Source organism: Pseudomonas sp. JL23 (assembly GCF_056933585.1).
The window spans coordinates 917,844-941,969 of sequence record NZ_CM167795.1 but is presented as its reverse complement, the minus strand read 5'-3'; the positions used below and the strand labels follow the sequence as shown (position 1 = coordinate 941,969).

22 protein-coding genes are annotated in these 24,126 nt (G+C 59.3%); 11 read left to right on the top strand and 11 right to left on the bottom strand.

The features are described 5' to 3' along the window. The first annotated feature begins 132 nt into the window (after positions 1 to 132). From AC1Z24_RS04550 to AC1Z24_RS04535, 4 genes are all read left to right on the top strand, one after another. Positions 133 to 1,152, top strand: a complete 1,020-nt coding sequence (locus AC1Z24_RS04550) for an outer membrane protein assembly factor BamD (protein WP_259104877.1) — start codon at positions 133 to 135, stop codon at positions 1,150 to 1,152. Between the two features lie 233 nt (positions 1,153 to 1,385). Continuing rightward, positions 1,386 to 1,625 carry a PP0621 family protein gene (locus tag AC1Z24_RS04545; protein WP_483744712.1) on the top strand — a complete coding sequence of 80 codons (240 nt, stop codon included), beginning with the start codon at positions 1,386 to 1,388 and terminating at the stop codon, positions 1,623 to 1,625. Continuing rightward, positions 1,615 to 3,216, top strand: a complete 1,602-nt coding sequence (locus tag AC1Z24_RS04540; RefSeq protein WP_483744711.1) for a two-component system sensor histidine kinase NtrB — start codon at positions 1,615 to 1,617, stop codon at positions 3,214 to 3,216. Before AC1Z24_RS04545 ends, AC1Z24_RS04540 begins: the two co-directional genes overlap by 11 nt. 2 nt (positions 3,217 to 3,218) lie before the next feature. Then, positions 3,219 to 4,562 carry a sigma-54-dependent transcriptional regulator gene (locus AC1Z24_RS04535; RefSeq protein WP_483744710.1) on the top strand — a complete coding sequence of 448 codons (1,344 nt, stop codon included), beginning with the start codon at positions 3,219 to 3,221 and terminating at the stop codon, positions 4,560 to 4,562. A gap of 123 nt (positions 4,563 to 4,685) precedes the next feature. Here the strand turns inward: AC1Z24_RS04535 and thiO are convergent, their stop codons facing one another. After that, positions 4,686 to 5,804: a glycine oxidase ThiO gene (gene thiO, locus AC1Z24_RS04530; RefSeq protein ID WP_483744709.1), complete on the bottom strand. Its 1,119-nt coding sequence runs from the start codon at positions 5,802 to 5,804 to the stop codon at positions 4,686 to 4,688. Positions 5,805 to 6,115: 311 nt separating this feature from the next. Here thiO and AC1Z24_RS04525 point away from each other — a divergent pair, with 311 nt between their 5' ends. The 6 genes from AC1Z24_RS04525 to AC1Z24_RS04500 are packed head-to-tail and all read left to right on the top strand — an operon-like array spanning position 6,116 to position 13,349. After that, complete coding sequence (locus tag AC1Z24_RS04525; RefSeq protein WP_483744708.1) at positions 6,116 to 6,661, top strand: GspH/FimT family pseudopilin; 546 nt, start codon at positions 6,116 to 6,118, stop codon at positions 6,659 to 6,661. Continuing rightward, on the top strand, positions 6,661 to 7,194 hold the full coding sequence (gene pilV / locus AC1Z24_RS04520; RefSeq protein ID WP_483744707.1) for a type IV pilus modification protein PilV: 534 nt from the start codon (positions 6,661 to 6,663) through the stop codon (positions 7,192 to 7,194). Before AC1Z24_RS04525 ends, pilV (AC1Z24_RS04520) begins: the two co-directional genes overlap by 1 nt. Continuing rightward, positions 7,194 to 7,958 (top strand): PilW family protein, encoded by a 765-nt coding sequence (locus AC1Z24_RS04515; protein ID WP_483744706.1) that lies wholly within the window; start codon positions 7,194 to 7,196, stop codon positions 7,956 to 7,958. The genes pilV (AC1Z24_RS04520) and AC1Z24_RS04515 overlap by 1 nt, the downstream gene beginning before the upstream one ends. Then, positions 7,955 to 8,521 carry a pilus assembly PilX family protein gene (locus AC1Z24_RS04510; protein WP_483744705.1) on the top strand — a complete coding sequence of 189 codons (567 nt, stop codon included), beginning with the start codon at positions 7,955 to 7,957 and terminating at the stop codon, positions 8,519 to 8,521. The genes AC1Z24_RS04515 and AC1Z24_RS04510 overlap by 4 nt, the downstream gene beginning before the upstream one ends. A gap of 26 nt (positions 8,522 to 8,547) precedes the next feature. Next, on the top strand, positions 8,548 to 12,939 hold the full coding sequence (locus AC1Z24_RS04505) for a pilus assembly protein (RefSeq protein WP_483744704.1): 4,392 nt from the start codon (positions 8,548 to 8,550) through the stop codon (positions 12,937 to 12,939). An 11-nt stretch (positions 12,940 to 12,950) separates the two neighbouring features. Beyond that, the gene (locus AC1Z24_RS04500) at positions 12,951 to 13,349 is read left to right on the top strand and encodes a type IV pilin protein (protein WP_483744703.1); all 399 of its coding nucleotides are present in this window, start codon (positions 12,951 to 12,953) and stop codon (positions 13,347 to 13,349) included. 175 nt (positions 13,350 to 13,524) lie between these two features. Here the strand turns inward: AC1Z24_RS04500 and AC1Z24_RS04495 are convergent, their stop codons facing one another. From AC1Z24_RS04495 to pilV (AC1Z24_RS04480), 4 genes are all read right to left on the bottom strand, one after another. After that, on the bottom strand, positions 13,525 to 13,947 hold the full coding sequence (locus AC1Z24_RS04495; protein ID WP_483744702.1) for a type IV pilin protein: 423 nt from the start codon (positions 13,945 to 13,947) through the stop codon (positions 13,525 to 13,527). A gap of 137 nt (positions 13,948 to 14,084) precedes the next feature. Beyond that, positions 14,085 to 14,576: a pilus assembly PilX family protein gene (locus tag AC1Z24_RS04490; RefSeq protein ID WP_483744701.1), complete on the bottom strand. Its 492-nt coding sequence runs from the start codon at positions 14,574 to 14,576 to the stop codon at positions 14,085 to 14,087. Then, entirely contained in the window at positions 14,573 to 15,223 is a 651-nt protein-coding gene (locus AC1Z24_RS04485; RefSeq protein ID WP_483744700.1) for a PilW family protein, read from the bottom strand. The genes AC1Z24_RS04490 and AC1Z24_RS04485 overlap by 4 nt, the downstream gene beginning before the upstream one ends. Then, on the bottom strand, positions 15,220 to 15,711 hold the full coding sequence (gene pilV, locus AC1Z24_RS04480; protein ID WP_483744699.1) for a type IV pilus modification protein PilV: 492 nt from the start codon (positions 15,709 to 15,711) through the stop codon (positions 15,220 to 15,222). The genes AC1Z24_RS04485 and pilV (AC1Z24_RS04480) overlap by 4 nt, the downstream gene beginning before the upstream one ends. Before the next feature lie 148 nt (positions 15,712 to 15,859). Here pilV (AC1Z24_RS04480) and AC1Z24_RS04475 point away from each other — a divergent pair, with 148 nt between their 5' ends. Then, positions 15,860 to 16,348 (top strand): GspH/FimT family pseudopilin, encoded by a 489-nt coding sequence (locus tag AC1Z24_RS04475; RefSeq protein ID WP_483744698.1) that lies wholly within the window; start codon positions 15,860 to 15,862, stop codon positions 16,346 to 16,348. A gap of 6 nt (positions 16,349 to 16,354) precedes the next feature. On the opposite strand, the gene ispH is transcribed toward AC1Z24_RS04475, so the two are convergent. The 6 genes from ispH to murJ form a co-directional block, all read right to left on the bottom strand. Continuing rightward, positions 16,355 to 17,302: a 4-hydroxy-3-methylbut-2-enyl diphosphate reductase gene (ispH, locus tag AC1Z24_RS04470; protein WP_483744697.1), complete on the bottom strand. Its 948-nt coding sequence runs from the start codon at positions 17,300 to 17,302 to the stop codon at positions 16,355 to 16,357. A 78-nt stretch (positions 17,303 to 17,380) separates the two neighbouring features. After that, the gene (locus AC1Z24_RS04465) at positions 17,381 to 17,833 is read right to left on the bottom strand and encodes an FKBP-type peptidyl-prolyl cis-trans isomerase (protein ID WP_259104850.1); all 453 of its coding nucleotides are present in this window, start codon (positions 17,831 to 17,833) and stop codon (positions 17,381 to 17,383) included. Continuing rightward, entirely contained in the window at positions 17,826 to 18,335 is a 510-nt protein-coding gene (gene lspA / locus AC1Z24_RS04460; protein ID WP_483744696.1) for a signal peptidase II, read from the bottom strand. The genes AC1Z24_RS04465 and lspA overlap by 8 nt, the downstream gene beginning before the upstream one ends. After that, positions 18,328 to 21,159 (bottom strand): isoleucine--tRNA ligase, encoded by a 2,832-nt coding sequence (gene ileS, locus AC1Z24_RS04455; protein WP_483744695.1) that lies wholly within the window; start codon positions 21,157 to 21,159, stop codon positions 18,328 to 18,330. Before ileS ends, lspA begins: the two co-directional genes overlap by 8 nt. A gap of 144 nt (positions 21,160 to 21,303) precedes the next feature. Continuing rightward, positions 21,304 to 22,248: a bifunctional riboflavin kinase/FAD synthetase gene (ribF, locus tag AC1Z24_RS04450; RefSeq protein ID WP_483744694.1), complete on the bottom strand. Its 945-nt coding sequence runs from the start codon at positions 22,246 to 22,248 to the stop codon at positions 21,304 to 21,306. 130 nt (positions 22,249 to 22,378) lie between these two features. Then, positions 22,379 to 23,917, bottom strand: coding sequence for a murein biosynthesis integral membrane protein MurJ (murJ, locus tag AC1Z24_RS04445; RefSeq protein WP_483744693.1), 1,539 nt, complete (start codon positions 23,915 to 23,917; stop codon positions 22,379 to 22,381). Positions 23,918 to 24,126 lie beyond the last annotated feature (209 nt).

Genomic DNA, 24,126 nt, shown 5'->3' with positions numbered 1-24,126 from the left:
GTGTCAGCCTAGGTTTCAGCTGCACGCTTGTGGTTAAATACGGCGTCTTTTGCCCCGGGGGTTCCACGGGGCGCTCATCATAACAGGACGGTCACGCCCAAGACAGCGACCGTTATAGGGACGCAAGCCGCCATGCAAGTGAAACACCTGCTGCTGATCGCCATCCTCGCACTCACCGCGGCCTGTTCGTCGAAGAAAGAAGTCATCGACGAAAACCTCAGCGAAGTCGAGCTGTACCAGCAGGCGCAGGCCGACCTGGGTAATAGCAGCTTCAACAGTGCCACTGAAAAGCTCAAGGCCCTGGAGTCGCGCTATCCGTTCGGCCGTTATGCCGATCAGGCACAGCTGGAACTGATTTATTCCAACTACAAGAACGGTGAGCCGGAAGCTGCCAAGGCTGCGGCCGAGCGCTTCATCCGTCTGCACCCCCAGCACTCGAACGTCGACTACGCCTACTATATGAAAGGCCTGACCTCGTTCGATCAGGACGTTGGCCTGCTGGCGCGCTTCCTGCCGCTGGACCAGACCAAGCGTGACCCGGGTGCTGCCCGCGACTCGTTCAACGAGTTCGCCCAACTCACCAGCCGCTTCCCGAACAGCCGCTACGCGCCGGACGCCAAGCAGCGCATGATTTATCTGCGCAACCTGCTGGCTTCCTACGAAATCCACGTGGCCGACTACTACCTGACCCGTCAGGCTTATGTAGCTGCTGCCAACCGTGGTCGCTATGTAGTGGAAAACTTCCAGGAAACGCCATCGGTCGGTGACGGCCTGGCAGTCATGGTCGAGTCCTACCAGCGCCTGCATCTGGACGACCTGGCCGCGACCAGCCTGGAAGTGCTCAAAACCAACTTCCCGAATCACCCGCAACTGGAAGATGGCAAGTTCACCCCCCGCGTTGCCGATGTCGACAACCGTTCGTGGCTGACCCGCGCAACCCTGGGCCTGATCGAAAGCAACCCGCCGCTGCCGCCGGGTGAAACACGCGCCAACCAGGACGTGATGAAGCAATACCAGGACGCCAAGGACGCTATCCCGGCTGACCTGCTGCCAGAGAATCAGTCCGAAGTGGACGAGCAGAACCACGAAGCCGAAGGCAACAGCAAGAGCCGCTCCTGGTTCAGCTATATGACGCTGGGTGTTTTTGACTGATACCCCGCTTCAATAGCGATATCAAAAAGCGCATGACTTTCTGAAGTCATGCGCTTTTTTTGTAGGGGCTGCCCAAGGCTGCGAAAGCGTTGTATCTGACAGTCCCATTCGCACCCTTCGGCAGCTCCCACAGGTTGAGCGTTGACACACCGGATCATCCTGTTGCAATCCCCCTGTCCCGCTGATGGCTCCTTGGCTACACTGGCAAGTCTTCGTTCACTAAGCTGGTAGTCATGGTTCGCCTAATTATGTGGGTCGCGTTGATCGCGGCAGCCGTATGGTTCATCAAACGCCTGATCACCCCCCCTGCCCCACGCACTAAACCCGAGCCTCCCGAAATCGCCGCCACGCCAATGGTCCGGTGTGCCCATTGCGGCGTGCATCTGCCCCGCGACCGAGCCCTGAGCCAGGAGCAGCAGTGGTATTGCAGCGAGACCCATCGGCTGCAAGGCCCGGCAGCACGTGACCACTGAGACCCTGTCACTCGGCAGTGCCCTGGCCCAGCGCGTGCTGCGCCTGTACAACCTGTATCGCCTGACCATCGGCACCATGCTGGTGGTGCTGGCAACAACCAGCCTCGACTCGCAGCTGCTGCAGATGGCCAACCAGGACCTGTTCCGCGCGGGCTGCTGGCTGTATCTGGTGTTCAACATCATGGTCGTTGCGCTGCTGGATCGGCCCGTGCACCAGGCCCAGGTGTTCAGCCTGGCCATGGCCGACGCGCTGATGCTGTCGGCGCTGTTTTATGCCGGCGGCGGCCCGCCCAGCGGCATCGGCAACCTGCTGATTGCCTCGGTTGCCATCAGTAATGTCTTGCTGCGCGGTCGCATCGGCTTGCTGATTGCCGCCATTTCCGCCATCGGCATCATCTACCTGACCTTTTATATAAGCTTCAGCACCGCCAGTACCGCGACCTCCTCCACTTACTACGTGCAGGCCGGCTCTCTCGGCGCCCTGTGTTTTGCCGCTGCCTTGCTGGTCCAGGCCCTGACCCGGCGCCTGCATCTCACCGAAGCCCTGGCCCAGCAGCGCGCAGACGATGTCGATAATCTTGAAGAACTCAATGCCCTGATCCTGCAACGCATGCGCACCGGCATCCTCGTGCTCAATGCCCGGCGTCAGGTGCTGCTGGCCAATCAGAGCGCCCTGAGCCTGCTGGGCCACGAGCATTTGATCGGCGAAACCATCGATAACTATTCACCGCTGCTGGTCGAACGCCTGCGCCAGTGGCTGATCAACCCGATCCTGGCGCCGCGCAACATTACCACCTCGTTGTCAGGGCCGATCCTGCAACCCAGCTTCGTTCCGCTCAATCGTGGCGATCAGCGCCAGACCCTGATCTTTCTCGAAGACCTTTCGCAAATCGCCCATCAGGCCCAGCAACTCAAGCTGGCCGCACTCGGTCGCCTGACCGCCGGTATCGCCCATGAAATTCGTAACCCTCTGGGGGCGATCAGCCATGCCGCACAATTGCTCAACGAGTCAGAAGAGTTGACCGCGCCTGATCAACGTCTGGGCCAGATCATTCAAGATCAATCGCGACGCGTGAATATCGTCATTGAAAACGTCCTGCAACTGTCCCGCCGCAACGAGTCGGCCCCGCAACTGCTCGATCTGAAAACCTGGCTGGAAGAATTCGTCGACAGCTTTCGCAGCTCGGCTCCCGCCAACAAGCGCTTGCACACCGATATCGGCCCCGGCAGCCTGACCACACGCATGGATCCGGAACAGCTCAACCAGATCATGAGTAATCTGGTGGACAACGGCCTGCATCACAGTGGCAAGCGCCATGACCTGGCTCAGGTGTGGATCAGGCTGTTTCATGCTCCACTAAGCGAGCTGCCGGTGCTGGAAGTACTCGATGACGGCGCGGGCGTGGCCAGCGAGCATCTGAGCAAGATTTTTGAGCCTTTTTTCACCACCGAAAGCAAAGGCACCGGTTTGGGCCTGTATCTTTCGCGTGAACTCTGCGAAAGCAACCAGGCCAATCTGGACTACACATTCCGGGAAGGTGGCGGCAGTTGCCTGCGCATCACCTTCGCCCATCCGTTCAAATTGAGTTGAACATGAGCCAACGGCAAAAAATCCTGATAGTCGACGACGAGCCGGACATTCGCGAACTCCTGGAGATAACCCTGGGGCGCATGAAGCTCGATACCCGCAGCGCGCGCAACGTGCGCGAGGCTCATGACTGGCTGGCGCGGGAAGCGTTCGACCTGTGCCTGACCGACATGCGTCTGCCTGACGGGAACGGCCTGGAGCTGGTGCAGCATATCCAGCAGCGCCACCCGCAAGTGCCCGTGGCCATGATCACCGCCCACGGCAACCTCGACACCGCCATTCACGCTCTCAAGGCCGGGGCATTCGACTTCGTCACCAAGCCGGTGGACCTTGGCCGTCTGCGCGAACTGGTCGGCAGCGCCCTGCGCCTGCACCCGGTGGGCGCCAATACCGAACGCAGCATCGACAGCCGCCTGCTCGGCGACTCACCGCCGATGCGCGCGTTGCGCAAACAGATCGGCAAGCTGGCACGCAGCCAGGCGCCGATCTATATCAGCGGCGAATCGGGCAGCGGTAAAGAACTGGTCGCGCGGCTTATCCACGAACAAGGCCCGCGTGTCGACCATCTGTTTATTCCCGTCAACTGCGGCGCCATTCCTACAGAACTGATGGAAAGCGAGTTCTTCGGCCATCGCAAGGGCAGCTTTACCGGCGCCCACGAAGATAAGCCAGGCCTGTTTCAGGCGGCCAATGGCGGCACGCTGTTTCTCGATGAGGTGGCGGATTTGCCCCTGGCCATGCAGGTCAAGCTGCTGCGGGCGATTCAGGAGAAGTCCATACGCAGCATTGGCGGTCAGCAGGAAACCGTCGTCGACGTACGAATTCTCTGCGCCACCCATAAGGACCTGAGCGCCGAAGTGGCAGCCGGGCGCTTCCGCCAGGACTTGTACTATCGGCTGAACGTTATCGAACTGCGCGTACCCTCGTTGCGCGAACGCCGCGAAGATATCGAACAGCTGTCGAGCAGCGTGTTGCAGCGCCTGGCCGATAACTCCGGGCAACCCGTGGCCCAACTGCATCCCCAGGCCCTGGAAACCCTCAAGGGCTACCGCTTCCCGGGCAACGTGCGGGAACTGGAGAACATGCTCGAACGGGCCTACACCCTGTGCGAAAACGACCAGATCGACGCCAGCGACCTGCGTCTGGCCGAAACCAGCCACACGGCTGAACAGGGCGAGCACAACTTCGCCGACATCGACAACCTGGAAGACTACCTGGAAAGCATCGAGCGCAAGCTGATCCTGCAAGCCCTGGAAGAGACCCGCTGGAACCGCACCGCAGCCGCACAACGGCTGAACCTGACGTTCAGGTCGATGCGTTATCGGTTGAAGAAGTTGGGGCTGGATTGAGTATCGCAATGACCTGACTTTTATGTGGGACCGGCTTCAGCCGGGAAGAGGGCGAGACAGGCGATAAAAATATATCGCCCCTGCCCTAGCCTTCCCGGCTGAAGCCGGTCCCACAATCGCGCTTCAAGCCTGCGTTTTCATCGTGATTCGCGCATCCGGACTATAGGGCCGCGCATCAATAATCGGCTCACGCCCCAGCAGCAGATCCGCCAGCAACTGGCAGGACGCCGGCGCCAAAACCAGGCCATTACGGTAATGCCCGCAGTTCAGCCACAAACCCTCGAACCCCGCCAGCGGCCCGATGAAGGGAATGCCATCCGGTGAGCCGGGGCGCAGGCCTGCCCAATGGCCAACGACTTCGGCATCAGCCAGGGCCGGAATCAGCTCAACCGCCGACGCCTTGAGACTTTCCAGCGCGGCGTCCGTCGGGGTCTTGTCGAAGCCTTCATGCTCCAGGGTACTGCCCACGAGGATATGCCCGTCGCGACGCGGAATCGCATAACGGCCCTTGGCCAGGACCATGCTCGGCAGAAAATCCGCTGCGCACTTGTACAGAATCATCTGACCTTTGACCGGCTCGACCGGCAGCTCGAGACCGAGCGTCCTGAGCAACTCACCGCTCCAGGCGCCAGCGGTCAGGATCACCTGGTCGCCCAACACATCGCCACCGGCCGTGGTCACGCCCAGCACCGTATCGCCATCACGGACAAACCCCTGCACCTCACACTGCTCGTGGATCGTCACATTGGGCAGCGCGACGAGCGCAGCCTTGAGCGACTTGACCAGTCGTGGATTGCGCACGTTGGCGACATTGGCCATATAAATAGCCCGTGAATAACCTTCACCCAGCACTGGTACGGCCTGCTGCACGGTGTCGATCGACACAGTGCTCAGCGGCCTTTGCTCACGCAACGCCCATTGCAGTGCCTGCGCCTCGTCATCCAGATCGAGCCAGTACAGCCCGGTGGTATGCACCTCGGGATCGACGCCGGTGCTCTTGAACAAGCGCTCGCCCAACTGTGGGTAAAAATCCTGAGACCAGTGCGCCAGAGCCGTCACGGCCTGGCTGTAACGCCAAGGGTAAAGTGGCGAAACGATTCCACCACCAGCCCATGACGACTCCTGCCCTACCGCAGAACGATCCAGCAGCACGACCTGCTCGACATCCGCAGCCAGGTTGAAGGCCGTCAATAACCCGATGACACCACCGCCCACGATCACTACCTGCCGAGGTTTGGTCATGATTCATCCGACTGAAGAAAAATGGAGGGGCGCAGTCTAGCCCTTTCGCCGGGTCGCTGGCGCGATGAGCGGGGAAATTTGCGCGCAGGGCTGACGCAAATCAATCGGCTGATCGCGCCGACTACTTCGGAGACAGCTTGTAGGACCGGCTTTAGCCGGGAGGACGCCCTCGCGGCTAAAGCCGCTCCTACGGGCGACCCTACAGGCAAAATGCCGCCTGTCTGGCCATTTGCCCGGATATCCATTACCAAAGGACTTTTTCTGTCGTTAACATCAAGATAATCCTCGCGTGTATTACGGAAAATTCCTACATGAATTTCGACACTTACGTCAGGCAATTGAAGACGCTATGTAGCCGTCGGAATTCAACCGCACTGGCCACCCGACAAGCGGGTTTCACTTTGGTAGAGCTGCTCGTCGCCGTCGCGATCGTCGGCATCTTCGCCGCCATTGCCGTGCCCAGCTTCGGCTCGCTGATTCGTCGGCAGAACGTCAACTCGGCAGCCAACGAACTTTATGACCTGTTGCAGTATGCCCGTAGTGAGGCGGTGACTCAGTCCAGAAGCATCTCCATAAGTAGTACGTCCTGGAACAGCGCCATCACTGTAGCCACCATAGGCGCGTCACCCACAAACCTGCGCCAAGTCGGCAGCGACGGTCTCGCACAGGGCGTGACGATCGCCACGACCGTCGCTGCCCTGACTTTCTCGCCGACGGGCAACTCATCGGCCGCCGCCTGTTTCAGGTTTACCTCGACGTCAGACGCCACCGTGCCGACACAATTCGTGGGTGTGCAAGCCAGTGGCCGTATTACCCCTCCGAATAGAAGCGCGCCCGCTTCCGGGGAGTGCAACTGATGAATTCATCATTCAATAAGTCTGCGGGCTTCAGCATGATCGAGGTGATGGTCAGCCTGTTGGTAATCGTCGTTGGCGTGCTTGGCCTCGCGGGGCTGCAAAGTAAAACCATTCCGTACACACAGGACTCGGCGCAGCGTAATACCGCGATCATGTTGGTCGATGACCTGGTCGACCTGATGCGCAGCAGCAGCTATGACCCCAGTCGGAGCATTAGCGACTTTCAGAAAGCACCCGGCGCTGCCTTCCCCTCTGCGCCGAGCAGCTGTGTGCCGACGCCAAGCAGCATCAGCGACCGGCTGGGTTGTTGGGCGGCACAGGCTGCCAAGGTATTGCCGGGCTCCAGCACTCTGCTGACCAGTGATTCCTATATTTGCCGCAGTAACGCCCCCGGAGATGTAAGTGCCAGCAGTTGTTCCGGATCGGGGACGGAAATCGAAATCCGCCTGGCCTGGGCGGTCGTAAAGGGTGGAGACTGCCTGGACGGCACGACCGGAACAACCTGTACTTACACCATCAGGACGCGCCTGTGATGACCTTAACCGCAAAGCGCCAACAGCAGGGCCTGTCGCTGATCGAGCTGATGGTAGCCATGCTGATCGGGACTTTCCTGATCCTCGGAATTACCGAAATCTTTATCAATAACCAGAAGAGCTACCTGTTTCAGCAAAGCCAGGTCAGCAATCAGGAGAACGGCCGTTTTGCCCTGGCTGTACTAAGCCAGGAATTGGCCAAGGCTGGGTATCGCAGCCTGCCGGTAGACCCTATTGCGGCTAATAACAGCACGGTGGCCGGCTGCAACTTCGCGGCTGGAGCTGCGGTGGTCGCCGTCTCTACTACCTCCCTGTGCATTCAGTACCAGGCCGCCAACCAGACAGACATCGGCTGCCAAGGTATCGCCTTGGGAAATGCGGGCCTGATCAAGAAACCTTACGGCCAGAGCAATCCGTTGATCGTCGAAAGAATCACCCTGGATACGGCAACCAACTCACTGGTCTGCACTACGGCTGCTGGCGCACAACCATTGGTCACAGGCATCAGTGATATCCGCTTCGAGTATGGCTCGGGCAGTGAAAAGAACGTGACCACCTATGGCGCCAACCCGAGCATGGCTATCGGCGCGGTGCGCTACGCAGCCCTGATGCAGAGCATGGGCGGCGCAAGCATCCGGGACAGCTCGGATGTACCAGCCGCCCTGACCGAATGGAACGGCCGCTACGGTACGACCCTGAATGACACCACGCGGCTTTATCAGATCGTGCAAGGCACGGTCACGCTCAGGAACCAGATGCGATGACTGCGCTCACACGTCTGCAACCCAGGCCCGGCCAAACCGGCGTCACGTTGATCGTGGCCCTGGTATTCCTGCTGATCATCACCGTGCTGGGCATTTCCAGTATGCGTGGCGTGGCGCTGGAGTCGCGCATCACCGGTAACCTCAAGCAAGAGCGGATTCTCGAGGAAGCGGCCGAGGCCGGCTTGCGGATTGGCGAAGCCAGCTTTCCGAAAAACAGGCTTCCCGATCAAAACACAGCGGGTTGTACAAGCACTGACTGCATGCCGTGGATGCTCTCCCCTGACCTGACGAACGCCACCACAGCCAATATCGACACACCTGCTCGCTTTACTGCTGCCTTTGCCAACAAGGTGGCTACGGTGACCGGCAGTTATGACACCAAGATCCAATGGTACGTCGTGCAGATCGGAAAATTGGGTATCAGCGAGAACGCTTGTGCGACGACCGGCTGCGGGATCATTTACTTTGAAGTGAACTCATGCGCCTCTACCGTGCCTTGCACCAGCGATACCACAACGCGACGGGTCATAAAACGCACGGTATACGCGCACTTCTATCAGTAATGAACAGCAGCACTATTGGGCCAACCATGAATACTTCAAAAGCCATCCGCCATTTTTTCACGGCCCTGCTCCTGTTGATTGGCTTGGCCCCGTATTTGGCCAACGCGTTAGTCAGCCAGATTCCGGCGCAAGTCCCGCTGTTCGTCAACAACGCGGTGCCGCCGCTAAATATGCTGGTGGTCGGTCGCGACCATAAGCTGTTCTTTCCGGCCTATAACGATGCCTCCGACCTGGACGGCGATGGTTCCATCGATATTCGCTATAAACCGTCCATTGATTACCTGGGCTATTTCGACTCTTACAAGTGCTACACCTACAACAACGGAAACGGCTACTTCTCGCCAACCGGCACCACCACAGCAGCGACTCTGAAAACATGTGGCAACGGATGGAGTGGCGATTACCTGAACTATCTGACCACCTCGCGTGCCGATGCCCTGCGCAAGGTGCTCTATGGCGGTTACCGATATGTCGATACGACTTCGCAGACCATCCTGTCCCGCGCCTACATCACCACCGATGCCCATACATGGGGTAAAGAGTACATAGGAGCGGGGTCGCCGGCTCTACTGCTAAAAGCCAACGGTTATCTGCTTTCCGACTACACGCCGCTGACTGACCCCGGTGCGGGTAACTACACCTTGTTCGCCAACAACAGCCAAGGCACTAACGAAGCCTCGAACCCGCCCTTGCTGCGCGTTCTGTCCAACCAGTCCAATATCCGTATTTTCGGCTGGGTTTCACGCGAAGTGACTCAAGGAGGCAATACCGCCACTAACACCAGTTTCAACGACGTGACCGTCAGTCCAACCGACTACGCAGTCAGGGTCGAGGTCTGCAAGACCGGCTACCTGGAGACTAACTGCAAGATCTACCCAAATAACCAGTACAAGCCAACTGGCATCCTTCACGACTACGGTGAAGGCAATCAGATGTACTTCGGCCTGATGACCGGCACCTACACCAACAACACCCAAGGCGGTGTTTTGCGCAAGGCCATGAGCAGCTTCTCAACGGAAGTTGACCCTAGCACCGGGATTTTCGGAACTCGCTCCGGATCGGGCAACAATGTCACCTATACCAAGGGCAGCCTGATCGGCACCCTTGATGGCCTCAAACTGGCATCCGGTAGTTGCTACCTTTACACCAACAGCATGAATAATGGCGATTGCTCGAACTGGGGCAACCCCTTGGGCGAAATGATGTTCGAGACCCTGCGTTATTTCAGCGGGACCACTTCTCCTACCAGCGGTTATCTCTCAGGCAGCGCCGACAGCGCTCTGGGCCTGACCGGTTTGAGCACGTGGAGTAACCCTTACTCAAACGCACCCGACGCCAATGCCACGCCGCCCACTTACGCGAGATGCTCCAAGCCTTTTGAGACCTTGGTCAGTGACGTAAACCCTAACTATGACTCTGACCTGCCCGGCAGCAGCTTCGCCATCAACGGTGCCACTTCGGCCACCAGTGTCCTGAGCAACCTCAATGTCACGACACTGGGCGGCACCATCTGGAGCAACGATGTCGGTGGTAGTAAGCGCATCAACATCGGCGAGACCACTACCCAGAGCGACACAGCACCCACCGCCAAGACCGCTGCCAGCTTCGGCAGCATCCGCGGTCTACCCGAAGAACCGACCAAGCAAGGCACTTACAACGCGGCAGCCGTCGCCTATTACGGCAACACCACTGCGATCACCACGCCAGGCGATCAAAAAGTGCAGACTTTTTCCATAGCCTTGTCGTCGACCCTGCCGCGCATCCAGATGCCAGTGGGCGGCGGAACAATCACGCTGGTCCCCTTCGGCAAGGTGACCAATGGCGTGACCGAACAGTTGACCGGCTTCTACATCGACTCGATGTACAACATGCCCGGCCAGCCCTCGGACTCCACCGTCAACGGCGGCCGCGCCCAGGCGATTTTCCGCGTGGTGTTCGATGACTGCGCCCAAGGCTGCGACTACGACATGGATGCCATCGTGCTCTATACCGTAGCGGTTACAGCAACTGGCACCCTCAGCGTCACGACCCAGACCGTCTATTCGGTATCCGGCTCCGAATCGCACATGGGCTACACCATCTCCGGCACTACCAACGATGGTATTTATCTGGAAGTCACCGGTGGTGGCTCCACCGGTGCTACCCACTACGCCCTCGATACTCCGGGGAGTCAACTACCGGGCTCCTGTGCCAGCGGCTGCACGGGTAGCAGCACCTTGCTGCCTGGGCGCAAAAGCCCCAGCGTGATAGTCAATGGCGGCGATACTCATGTGCGCACCTTTACCGCGTCCTCTGCGACCACCATTACCAACCTGCAAAACCCGCTGTGGTATGCGGCCAAGTGGGGCGGGTTCGGCGATACCAACAATGTCACCGGCAGCACACCGGTTTCAGGCCAATGGGACTCCATCACTCCTGGCACCCCGAATAACTACTTCCTGGTGACCAACGCCTCGACCCTGAGGACGCAATTAGCAGCAGCCTTCAACCAGATTCTGCAAAAGAACAGCTCGGTGGCTGCGCCCGCCGTATCCCCTGTACTGGGTACGAATAACGCCAACTCCACCTACGTCAACAGCATGAATATCGCCTACTGGAGCGGTGACCTGACCAAAACCACCATCACCACGACAACAACAGCTACAACGGTGACCACCAATTGGGCGGCCAGCCAGCAAATGCCTGCCTGGGGCTCTAGAAATATCATGATGGCCAACAACGCAGGCACTGCCTTGCAAGCTTTTACCTTCGGCAACCTGGCGGGCAAAAGCTATGCGGGAGTCGCCCTGCAAGGCACCCTGACCTCCGATCAAGTGGACTTTATCCGTGGCGACACCAGTAAAGAGACGTCCACCTTCCGCAAACGCGCATCTCTGATCGGCGATATCGTCAATTCGGGTCCGGCCGTTGTGACTACCGCCAAATACATCCCCTCCATCGCCGAAACCCTCGGTGGTTCGGTCGGGGATTATCAAGCGTTCAAGACCTCGCAGGCATCGCGTCGCGGTCAGGTCTATGTCGGTGCCAACGATGGCATGCTGCATGGTTTCGACACGCTCACGGGTGTCGAGAAGTTTGCCTTTATCCCCACTGCCGTGATTGCCAACCTCAATGCCCTGGCTGCCAAGACCTACAACACGGATTCGTCATTGCACCGTTTCTTTGTCGACGGTTCGCCGGTCACCTCGGATATTTACTTCGGCGGCGCCTGGCATACCATTCTGGTCGGCACCCTGGGTGCTGGCGGCAAAGAAGTCTTCGCCCTGGATGTGACCGACCCGGACAATATCAGCCTGCTCTGGGAGTACACCGCGCAGACCGATAGCGACCTTGGCTACACCTTTTCCAAACCCCTTATCCTGAAAATGCACTCGGGTGACTGGGGCGTGATCATTGGTAACGGCTACAACGGTAATAACGGTAACGCCTCGCTACTGGTAATCAATGCTGCGACCGGCGCATTGCTGAAAAAGCTAACTACACCGGCTATCGTCAACAACGGCCTGTCCTCTCCCGTGGTGCTGGACTCTGAGTCCGATGGTATTGCCGATTACGCCTATGCCGGCGACTTGAATGGCAATCTATGGCGCTTCGATCTAAACGGCACCTCTGTCGGCAGTTGGATCATCTCCTTCAATAACACCCCGCTGTACAAGGCCACAATCAGCGACGCCGCAGGCTCTGATGTGCAGTCGATCACCGCCCCACCGGTGGTCATCCGTCATCCAACCTCGGGCGGGGTTCTGGTGATCTTCGGCACGGGCCGTTATTTCACCTCGGCAGACAAAATCAGCACCGATCTGCAAACCCTCTACGGTATCTGGGACAAGCAGACCAGCACCAGTACGACAACCCTGAACCGCAGTAATCTGCAGTCACAGACCATTACTGCGCAAAGTACGAGTACCTTCGGTTCAACGACACAGACCGTGCGCACGGTCAGCGGCAACGGTGTGGACTGGACGTCTAAATACGGCTGGTATATGGATTTCGCAGTCGGCACTACTTATCTTGGAGAACGCATGGTCGATCCTATGCTCATGACCGGTAGCGTATTGCTGGTCTCGACCCGTACGCCGAGCACGGACATTTGCACGCCAGGCATCACCGGCTGGACCTATGGCCTGGACCCGAACACCGGTGGCAAAACTACCTTCAGCGTCTTCAACTTCAGCCGCACCGGCACCATCACCGATGCCGACAAACTCAACGGCGGTGTAGTGAGCGCTTACTCCAGTGCTGCAGGTGGGTTAGCCTACTTGTCTAACGGCAACGGCGGCGCACCCGGAGCAGTCAACGGTACGGCCATTGGTCCCGACGGCGGGAGTGGGAGCGGTGGGGCCAAGCCTCCTGGCATGAGCCTGGGCTTCCAATTCGAAGGTCGACAAAGCTGGCGTACTCTGCCATGGAGCCAATAATGAGAATTCACATGCAAAAACAACGTGGCTTCACACTGATTGAGTTGATGATCGCCGTGGCCGTTGTCGGCATCCTCACTGCCATCGCCTACCCTAGTTACGTCAAGTACGTGCAGAAGAGCTATCGCTCGGAAGGTATCGCCATGCTTGCCGACGCCACAGCGCGGATGGAACGGTATTACGCGCAGAACAACAGCTATCCAGTTGGGACCTCTGCTGCGGCTATCGGTATCACCAATATCAACTCGCCTACGAACAAGTACACACTCAGCGTAAGTGGCACGGCCACAACCTACACCGTGCAGGTCGCCCCACAAGGCAGCCAGCTCACTGACAGCTGCGGCATCATGAGTGTGGACCAAGCGGGAGCCAGGTTACCGTCGCCCGCCACCACGGACTGCTGGAAATAATCGCCAGATGGTATGTGATAGCGAACTCTGTGGGAGCGAATTCATTCGCGAAGAGGCCGTTACAGTCGACACATGCTTTGCGCCTGACATACCGCTTTCGCGAGTAAATTCGCTCCCATAAAAGCTTTCAGTGATTCAGTAAATTACGCGTAACTTGCACCTAGAGGACCGCATTTCAGCTGCGTCCCCAACAAAACGCCGTATCAGTGCTGCTCTCGCGATTATCCCTGCGTCCTAGATGATCCAGCACAAACCGCCCACAGCGATCTCCCGTCATCTTGCCACCCGCCAGCGGTGAAGCGCTCAACACAAATCGCTGACCATCACCCCGCTCGGCCTCGATAGCGTATACGCCGTTATCGGCGGGAATCTCCGGTTTGAAAGGCGGCGGCCCGGGCACGTCGGCGTATTGCCCATGGCGTGAATAGAAGCGCTCCAGTTGATGGGCGATATCGCTGAGCAACCCGCTGATATCCGCGCGATGGGCACGGCGGACGTATTCGTTGTAGGCCGGGTAGGCGATGCTGGTCAGAATCGCGACTATGGCCATGGCGATCAGTAGTTCAAACAGGGTGAAGCCGGTGATTCTGGATTTCATCGAATAGCCTCCTGGCAAACACATCTACCTGAATTGGAATGGGCTTTTTGTAGGAGCTGCCGAAGGCTGCGAAAGCGCTATATCAGGTAGACGCCATTCATAGACCCTATTCGCAGGCAAGCCTGCTCCCACACCCCCTATTGCAACTGCCGCCACATGATCCGGCAGTCAGCATAAATCGTCTCAAGTACCGTCCGTGACCTCCCCTGCATCGCCACGGCGGTGACGCGATGCAACGTCATCGGGCCGGACGCCGGGCAATTGGGCGGGCGACTGACGGGTACGTCGCTCTGGCCCAGTTTCTGGATCAGGTAATAGCCGCCCGCCGTGGCCAGCCAGGGCAAGCCAGAGCCGCCTTGTACTCCGGCACGATCGACCTTGAACGACTCGGGTGGCGGCAGGCAGTAGAGGCAGTCGGGCAGCATACCGCCGGGCGCGCGCAATGAAGACTCAGCACTGCGTAGCACCGCTTCGGCTTTCTGCAGGGAGACATTGCCCAGGTGCTGACTGGCGACGACTTTCTCTTGCAGGGTTGCGGTTTGCAGGCTGGCCCCGCTCAGCAGAAGCAGCATCAACAGGAATATCAGGCTGACCGGCAAGGCCAGCCCGCGTTGCGCCGCGCGGCTCATGTGCGCCAGCCATTGCGCAGGGCCACAGCCAAATGCCAGGTCTGATCGGCTGCGCGCTGTTGCGGGTCGGTCAAGGTCAGGCTCAGGCGTACGCTGCGCAGGTCTGCCGCGCGTTCGGGGGGCAGTATCGGGCTGTAGCTCATCGGCGTACCGGCCAGGCCGAAGGAGACGCTGAACGCCTTGACGTTCTGTACCAGTCCCCGGCCATTGAGTTGCAGTTCATCGCCGGTGTAAGCGTAAACCAGCTGCTGCAGGTAAAAATTGACCTGCTCGGGCCGGACGACCTTGCCCTTATAGAGCTTTGCCGCAGCCTTGCAGTCGGACACGACCGTCCAGTCCGGCGAGCCGCCTGTATCTGCGGTGATCAGGGTCAGGCTCCGTTTTTGTTGATCCCAGCGCAGCGGCTGCTCAAAAGCCTTGGGCACGCTGACCGTGGCATCGAAGGCGGTGCAGCCATACATCCCGGCCATGCGGATTTCCTGGGCCAGTTTATGCAACAGGAAGCGGGCGTCTTCCTGCATGCGCATGGCGGCATCCTGGGCCAGATAGCTGCTCTGAGTGGCCAGCAGCAAGCGTGTCAAACCGAGAGACAGGATCAGACCCAATGCCAGGGCGAGCATGATTTCAATCAGGCTGAAGCCCTTCATGGTGTAAGCACCAGACGGCTATCAAGGGCGCTATCCAGGGTGAACGCCCTTAACGCGCCCTCCTGACCTGCTGCGCGGCGATCGCTCCATTGCAAATTGACGATCATTGAGGGGGCATTGAGAACGATGCTGGCTTCAGCGTCTTTACCTGCGAACGCCTGGATATTGCTTTTGAAATCGAACAGATCCTGATCACGGGCGTTGCCCGGATTACCGCTGGATGGCGCCTGATCCAGAGAGGCCAGCGCATAACTGGCGAAGATCGCCGCCGCGCGGTGAGGGTTGCCATCTACATTGGCGCGGATGCGGTCAAGGATGTCATAGGCGATCAGGCTCGCCTGGGCGTCCATGCGCGCGGCATCGGCATACTGCAAGGCCTTGAGCTGAACCGCTGCAGCCCCAAGCAGCCCGACAGTCAGTACCAATGCGGTAATCAGCACCTCGATCAGGGTTATCCCGTTTTGGTGACGCAACGCACCCTTACACATCGTTCAGCTCCTCCTTGAGCCTTTGGCGTTGCAAGTGAAGCCGAGAACCTTGAGGTTCGCTGGCGCAATGTGTAACGGTTTTTCACTCGCGCAGAGGCGCAGGCAGGTGTCTGCTTGTGCGTCTGATCACTGCGCAAAGGAGTGCGCCATGACATGTCAGAAGGGTTTCGGGCTGATTGAGCTGTTAGTGGGACTTACGCTCGTAGGCGTGCTCGCCAGCATTGCCTACCCCGGTTTCTCCGGAATGATCGAGGCACAGCGTCATCGTGATGCAGCCCTGCAACTTTCCCACAGCCTGCGCAGCGCAAGGACTGAGGCGCTCTTACGAAGTCAGACGATGTGGGTCGAAGCCATTGATGCTGACTGGAGCCGGGGCTGGCAGATTCGCCCGGACAGCGACGACGAACAATTGTTACTGGCCGAACGAGCGCGTAACGGCAAGCCGCGTATTATCGGCAATACCAACATCATCAATCGTATCGGCTTCAGCGCTCAGGGAACGCCGCTGCAAATCGGCAATGGCTCGCTGTTCATGTGCATGCGCGATCAGGCACGCAGCCACTATCAGGTGATAGTGGCGTCCAATGGCCGGGTACGCGTCGATGACAGCAAGAGCAAACAGGCGCTCTGCGGCTGATTCAGCTCAAAGCAGGGATTTGACCCGCAGTTCCTTGGGCATCGAGAAGGTGATGTTCTCGGCACGACCGGCCAGTTCATCGGCGCCGACGGCACCCCAGGCCTGCAACTGCTGAATCACACCCCGTACCAGCACCTCCGGCGCCGAGGCACCGGCGGTGATGCCGATACGCTCGACACCGTCGAACCAGCTGCGCTGCATGTCTTCGGCGCCATCGATCAGGTAGGCCGGCGTCGCCATGCGCTCGGCCAGCTCGCGCAGACGGTTGGAGTTGGAGCTGTTCGGGCTGCCCACCACCAACACCACATCACACTCGCTGGCCAGTTGCTTGACCGCGTCCTGGCGGTTTTGCGTGGCGTAGCAGATGTCGTCCTTGCGCGGCCCGCCAATACTCGGGAAGCGCGTACGCAGGGCATCAATGACCCGGCTGGTGTCATCCATGGACAGTGTGGTCTGGGTCACGAACGCCAGAGATTCGGGGTGATTTACCTGAAGATTGGCGACATCTTTCTCGTCTTCGACCAGATAGATCGCACCACCATTACTGGCGTCGTACTGGCCCATGGTGCCTTCGACTTCCGGGTGGCCTTCGTGGCCGATCAGGATGCACTCGCGGCCATCGCGGCTGTAGCGGGCGACTTCGATATGCACCTTGGTCACCAGCGGACAGGTAGCATCGAAGACCTTGAGGCCACGGCCTGCCGCTTCCGTACGCACGGCCTGGGAGACGCCGTGGGCACTGAAGATGACGATGACGTCGTCCGGCACCTGGTCCAGCTCTTCGACGAAAATCGCCCCACGGGCGCGCAGGTCTTCGACGACGAATTTGTTATGAACCACTTCATGCCGCACATAGATCGGCGGCCCAAACACTTCCAGCGCCCGATTGACGATTTCGATGGCGCGGTCCACTCCAGCGCAGAAGCCGCGGGGGTTGGCGAGTTTGATTTGCATGCTGTGCCTCGTATTACGAGCAGGTGAACAGAAACGAAAAGGCCCCACCAAAGGCGGGGCCAGCAACGCATCAGACAATCAGAGCGCCTTGACCTCGAAGATTTCCACTTCGAATGTCAGGGTCTTGCCCGCCAACGGGTGATTGAAATCGATGGTCACCTGAGCCTCGTCGAACGCTTTGACCACGCCCGGCAACTCAGTATTGGCCGCATCGTTGAAGATCACCAGCAAACCTTCCGACAGCTCCATGCCCTGGAACTGCGAACGCGGCATGATCTGCACGTTCTGCGGGTTGGGCTGACCGAAGGCGTTTTCCGCAAGGACTTCAAGCGTGCGCTTGTCGCCGGCCTTGAAGCCGAACAACGCGGCCTCAAAACCAGGCAGCAGGCTGCCATCACCGACCTTGAACGTGGCCGGAGCCTTGTCGAAGGTGCTGTCCACGGTATCGCCGTTTTCCAGGCGCAGCGCGAAGTGCAGCGTGACCTGAGTGTTCTGGCCAATGCGTTGCTCGGTCACTGACGATTCAGCCATTGGCGGTCTCTCCGGTTTTCCTGGTTTTGAACATATCCAGCGCCAGCATGATTGCGCCCACGGTAATGGCGCTGTCGGCAAAGTTGAAGGCCGGGAAGCGCCAGCGGTCCTGCCAGTGCACCAGTACGAAGTCGATCACATGCCCGAGCACGATACGGTCATACAGGTTGCCCAGCGCGCCGCCCAGCACCAGTGCCAGGGCGATTGCCAGCCAGGTTTCGTTACGGCCCAGGCGCTTGAGCCAGATGATCAGCACCAGGCTGACCACCACGGCGATCAAGGCAAACAGCCAGCGCTGCCAGCCGGAGCTGTCGGCCAGAAAGCTGAAGGCTGCGCCAGTGTTGTAGGCCAGGGTCCAGCTGAACAGGTCGGGAATGACCACGATCTGCTGGTACAGGCTCAGGGCGTTCTCGAAATGAGCCTTGCTGACCTGATCGATGATCAGCACCAGCACGCTCAGGACCAGCCAGCCGAGACGGCCGGCGCCATTGGCTTTAGGCATAGTGACGAACCTCGCCATTGCCGCTGATGTTGTCTACGCAACGACCGCAGATTTCCGGATGCTCAGGATTGACCCCGACGTCCTCGCGGTGATGCCAGCAACGGGCGCACTTGGCGTGACCGGACTTGACCACCTTGAGCTTGAGGCCGGCCACTTCGGTGACCACGGCATCGGCCGGAGCGCTGGCCAGAGGGACAACGCTGGCGGTGGAGGTAATCAGCACGAAGCGCAGCTCGTTGCTCAGCTTCGACAGATCGGCCACCAGGGAGTCTTCGGCGAACAGGGTCACTTCGGCTTGCAGGTTGCCGCCAATGGCCTTGGCTGCCCGCATGTTTTCCATTTCCTTGTTGACCGCGACTTTGACCGCCATGATCCGCTCCCAGTAGGCGCGGTCCAGCTCGAAGCCTTCGGGCATCTCGCTCAGGCCCTGGTACCAGGTGTTGAGCATGACCGACTCGTTGCGCTCGCCCGGCAGGTACTGCCACAGCTCGTCAGCGGTGAAGGCCAGGATCGGTGCGATCCAGCGCACTAGCGCCTCGGAGATATGGAACAGCGCGGTCTGGCAGGAACGCCGCGCGGTGCTGTTGGCACCGGTGGTGTACTGACGGTCCTTGATGATGTCCAGGTAGAAGCCGCCCAGCTCCTGCACGCAGAAGTTGTGCACCTTGGAGTAGACGTTCCAGAAACGGTATTCGCTGTAGTGCTCTTCCAGCTCGCGTTGCAGCAGCAGCGCGCGGTCCACTGCCCAGCGATCCAGGGCCAGCATCTCGTCATTGGGCAACAGATCGGTCGCCGGATTGAAGCCGCTGAGGTTGGAAAGCAGGAAGCGCGCGGTGTTGCGGATACGCCGGTAGGCGTCGGCACTGCGTTGCAGGATGGTCTCGGAAACCGCCATCTCGCCGGAGTAATCGGTAGCCGAAACCCACAGACGCATGATGTCGGCGCCCAGGGTGTCGTTGACCTTCTGCGGTGCGATCACGTTGCCCAGGGACTTGGACATCTTGCGACCGTTCTCGTCCACGGTGAAGCCGTGGGTCAGCAGTTCGCGGTACGGGGCGTGGTCATCGATGGCGCAGCCAGTCAGCAGCGACGAGTGGAACCAGCCGCGGTGCTGGTCGGAACCTTCCAGGTACAGGTCGGCACGCGGACCGCTCTCGTGACCCATAGGGTGCGAACCGCGCAGGACGTGCCAGTGCGTGGTGCCGGAGTCGAACCAGACGTCCAGGGTGTCGGAGATCTTGTCGTACTTGGGCGCTTCGTCACCGAGCAGTTCGGCGGCGTCCAGCTTGAACCAGGCCTCGATGCCCTCTTTTTCTACGCGCTGGGCGACTTCTTCCATCAGCTCGACGGTGCGTGGGTGCAGCTCGCCGCTTTCCTTGTTCAGGAAGAACGGGATCGGCACACCCCAGTTGCGCTGACGGGAGATGCACCAGTCCGGACGGTTGGCGATCATCGAATGCAGGCGCGCCTGGCCCCAGGCCGGAACGAACCTGGTGTCTTCGATGGCCTTGACCGCACGCTTGCGCAGGGTCTCGCCGGTGGTCGGTTGCTTGTCCATGCCGACGAACCACTGCGCGGTCGCGCGGTAGATCAGCGGCGACTTGTGCCGCCAGCAGTGCATGTAGCTGTGGGTGATGGTCTCGGTGTCCATCAGGCTGCCAACTTCGGCCAGCTTGTCGATGATGTTCTGGTTGGCCTTGAAGATGAACTGGCCGCCGAAGAACTCCAGAGACTCGGCGTAAACGCCATTGCTCTGCACCGGGCTGAGGATGTCGTCGTTGGTCATGCCGTAGCGTTTGCAACTGTTGAAGTCGTCTACACCATAGGCCGGGGCGCTGTGCACCACGCCAGTACCGGCGCCCAGTTCGACGTAGTCAGCCAGATAGACGGGCGACAGGCGGTCATAGAACGGGTGACGGAAGTTGATCAATTCCAGCGCTTTACCGGTGGTCAGGGCGATGATCGAACCTTGCAGCTTGTAACGAGCCAGACAGGCTTCAACCAGCTCTTCAGCCAGCACCAGCAGCTTGTCGCCGACGTCGACCAGGGCGTAGTTGAATTCAGGATGAACGTTCAACGCCTGGTTGGCCGGGATGGTCCACGGGGTAGTGGTCCAGATCACGATGGAAGCAGGCTTGCCGAGCGCTGGCAGGCCAAAGGCTTCGGCCAGTCTGGCTTCATCGGCAATCGCGAAGGCGACGTCAATGGTCGAGGATTTCTTGTCGGCGTACTCGACTTCCGCTTCGGCCAGGGCCGAACCGCAGTCAAAGCACCAGTTCACGGGCTTCAAGCCCTTGAACACAAAACCGCCCTTGACCATTTCCGCCAGGGCACGGATTTCCCCGGCCTCGTTGGCGAAGTTCATGGTCAGGTACGGGTTGTCCCAGTCGCCCAGCACACCCAGACGGATGAATTCAGTCTTCTGCCCGCCAACCTGCTCAGCGGCATACGCGCGGCACAGCTCGCGAGTCTTGTCGGCGCCCAGGTTTTTGCCATGGGTGACTTCGACCTTGTGCTCGATCGGCAGACCGTGGCAGTCCCAGCCCGGAACATAAGGCGCATCGAAGCCCGACAGGGTTTTCGAGCGCACAATCATGTCCTTGAGGATCTTATTGACCGCATGACCGATGTGAATATTGCCGTTGGCGTAAGGAGGACCGTCGTGCAGCACGAACTTTGGACGATCCTTGCCAATTTCGCGCAGCTTCTGGTACAGGCCAATGCTGTCCCAGCGCTGCAAGATTTGCGGCTCGCGCTGGGGCAGGCCGGCCTTCATTGGGAAGGCGGTGTCCGGAAGGTTTAGCGTGGCTTTGTAATCGGTCATTTCAGGCTCTTGGTAAGGATATGCATGAAAAATTTCTGCGCTCGCTCAGGCGGCGTTGCGTACAGTCTCGAAATGCTCATTTACTGGCGTAAACTCCGCTTTCTCGCCTGTGCGCGCCTTGCCTGACCTTCGCTCGACTATTTTTCATACACATCCGTCGGGTTGGCCATGCCAATGGGCACGGGCGGCGGCGACATCCGCATTGATCGCCGTCTTCAGCGCCTCCAGTGAGGCGAAACGCTGCTCATCACGCAGCTTTTGGTGGAATACCACCGTCAAACGCCGGCCATAAAGATCACCGGCAAAATCCAGCAAATGCACTTCCAGGTGGGCACTGCCATCACCTGCCACCGTCGGGCGCACGCCAATATTGGCGACACCCGGCCATGCCGTGCCGTCGATCAGCGTACTGACCAGGTAAACCCCGGTCATTGGCACGCGACGGCGCTTGAGTTGTACGTTGGCCGTGGGCGTACCCAGCTGCCGGGCGAGTTTCTGCCCGTGCAGCACGCGACCGGTAATCTGATACGGACGCCCGAGCAGGCGTTCAGCCAAGGCAAAATCGGCCGCTGCCAGGGCATTGCGAATCTGTGTGCTGCTGACCCGCACGCCGTCGATCTCGACGGTCTGCGCTGCCTCGACGCTGAAGCCCTGGGCGTTGCCGACCTGTTGCAAAAAGTCGAAATCACCCAGGCGATCACAGCCGAAACGGAAATCGTCGCCGACTTCCAGATGGCGAACGTCGAGGCCTTCGATCAGTACCGTATCGACGAACTCGGCGGCGCTGAGCTTGCTCAGACGCTCGTTGAACGACAGGCACAGCACCTGATCGACGCCTTCGGCCGCCAGCAGTTCAAGCTTGTCGCGCAGACGGGCCAGACGCGCCGGAGCGGTCTCGGGAGCAAAAAACTCGCGCGGCTGCGGCTCGAAAATCACCACGCAACTGGGCAGGCCCAACTCGACCGCACGCTCACGCAGGCGCGCCAGGATAGCCTGGTGGCCACGGTGAACACCGTCGAAGTTGCCAATAGTGGCGACACAGCCCCGATGCTGGGGGCGCAGATTGTGGAGGCCTCGGACCAGCTGCATAACGCGCTTCTTGCTCATAAAGTGGGCGATTATAACCACACACAGCCTTGGACGACAGGCAACAGACCAAGGCAAAACCACGGCAATCGGCTCGCAATGCGAAAAACCGACGACCACCCTTCATACAAATCTACAGGATCGCCTTGCGGGCGAAGTCCTTCAGGCGAAAACCCAGCAGCAAAAGCATGCCGAAATACGCCACCAGCCCGGCCGCGACCAAGCCTCCCAGGCGAATAAAGCGCTCAAGCATATGTCCTTCGTCCCAGGCCGGCATCACCTGCATCAGGCCCAGCAACACGCCGGACATCACCGCCACGGCCAGTACCAGCTTGAACAGGTACTTGGCCCAGCCCGGTTGCGGCTGGAACAGCCCCTGGCGCAGCAATTGCCAGAGCAGCAGCCCGGCATTGATGCAGGCACCGCCACTGATCGCCAGTGCCAGGCCGGCATGCTGCAGCGGGCCGATGAAAATCAGGTTGAGCAACTGAGTAACAATGAGGGTGAAGATGGCGATTTTCACCGGGGTGCGGATATTTTGTTGCGCGTAAAACCCTGGTGCCAGCACCTTGATCATGATGATGCCCAGCAGACCCACTGAGTAAGCGACCAATGCGCGCTGGGTCATGAGCGCATCGTGGGCATCAAATTGGCCGTACTGGAACAGAGAAACTGTCAAAGGCTTGGCCAGAATACCCAACGCCAGGGTGCACGGCAGCACCAACACAAAACACAGGCGCAGGCCCCAATCGAGAATCCGCGAATATTCGTGACGATCCTTGCTGGCGTAGGTTTTGGCCAGGATTGGTAACAGAATCGTCCCCAGTGCCACTCCGAGCACGCCGGAAGGCAACTCCATCAGACGGTCGGCGTAATACATCCAGGACACCGAGCCGGCTACAAGAAACGAGGCAAAAATCGTGTTGATGATCAGGGAAATCTGACTGACCGAAACGCCAAGGATCGCCGGCAACATCTGCTTCATCACCCGCCATACGCCACTGTCACGCAAATTCAGGCGCGGCAGCACCAGCATGCCGATCTTTTTCAGGTGCGGCAGTTGATACAGCAACTGCATCAGGCCACCGACCAGCACCGCCCAGCCCAGCGCCATGACCGGCGGATTGAAATACGGAGTCAGGAACAGGGCAAAGACAATCATGCTGACATTGAGCAGGGTCGGCACGAACGCCGGGACCGAAAAGCGGTTCCAGGTATTGAGGATCGCCCCGGCCAGGGAGGACAGGGAGATCAGCAATATATAAGGAAAAGTCACGCGCAGCAGATCGCTGGTCAGGGCGAATTTCTCCGGCGTATCGGCAAAGCCCGGCGCCGTGGCCCAGATCACCCAGGGTGCGGCGATGATGCCCAGCGCCGTGACCAGGGCCAGGACCAGCGTCAGCAGCCCGGTGACATAAGCGACAAAGGTACGGGTCGCCTCCTCACCCTGCTGGCTCTTGTATTCCGCCAGAATCGGCACGAATGCCTGGGAAAAAGCGCCCTCGGCAAAGATGCGCCGCAGCAGATTGGGCAATTTAAAGGCGATGAAAAAGGCGTCCGTGGCCATGCCCGCGCCGAAAGTACGCGCAATGATGGTGTCGCGAATAAAGCCCAGCACCCGGGAAAGCATGGTGATAGAGCTGACGGCGGCCAATGATTTGAGTAGGTTCATCGAAAGAATGTGCTTCCTGGCAAAAGGATCGGCCATGCCGACATCCTTTTATGCGATACTCCGCGCCGCAAAAGCGACAGAGCCAAAGTCCGCGAGTTTACAGGTCGTACGCCGGAAATAAATATCCGATAACACTTGGCGACCATTCAGCGGAACACAAGAACTGCCCTTGACAAGCTGTCAACTCATCGGCATGATTCGCGGCCTAT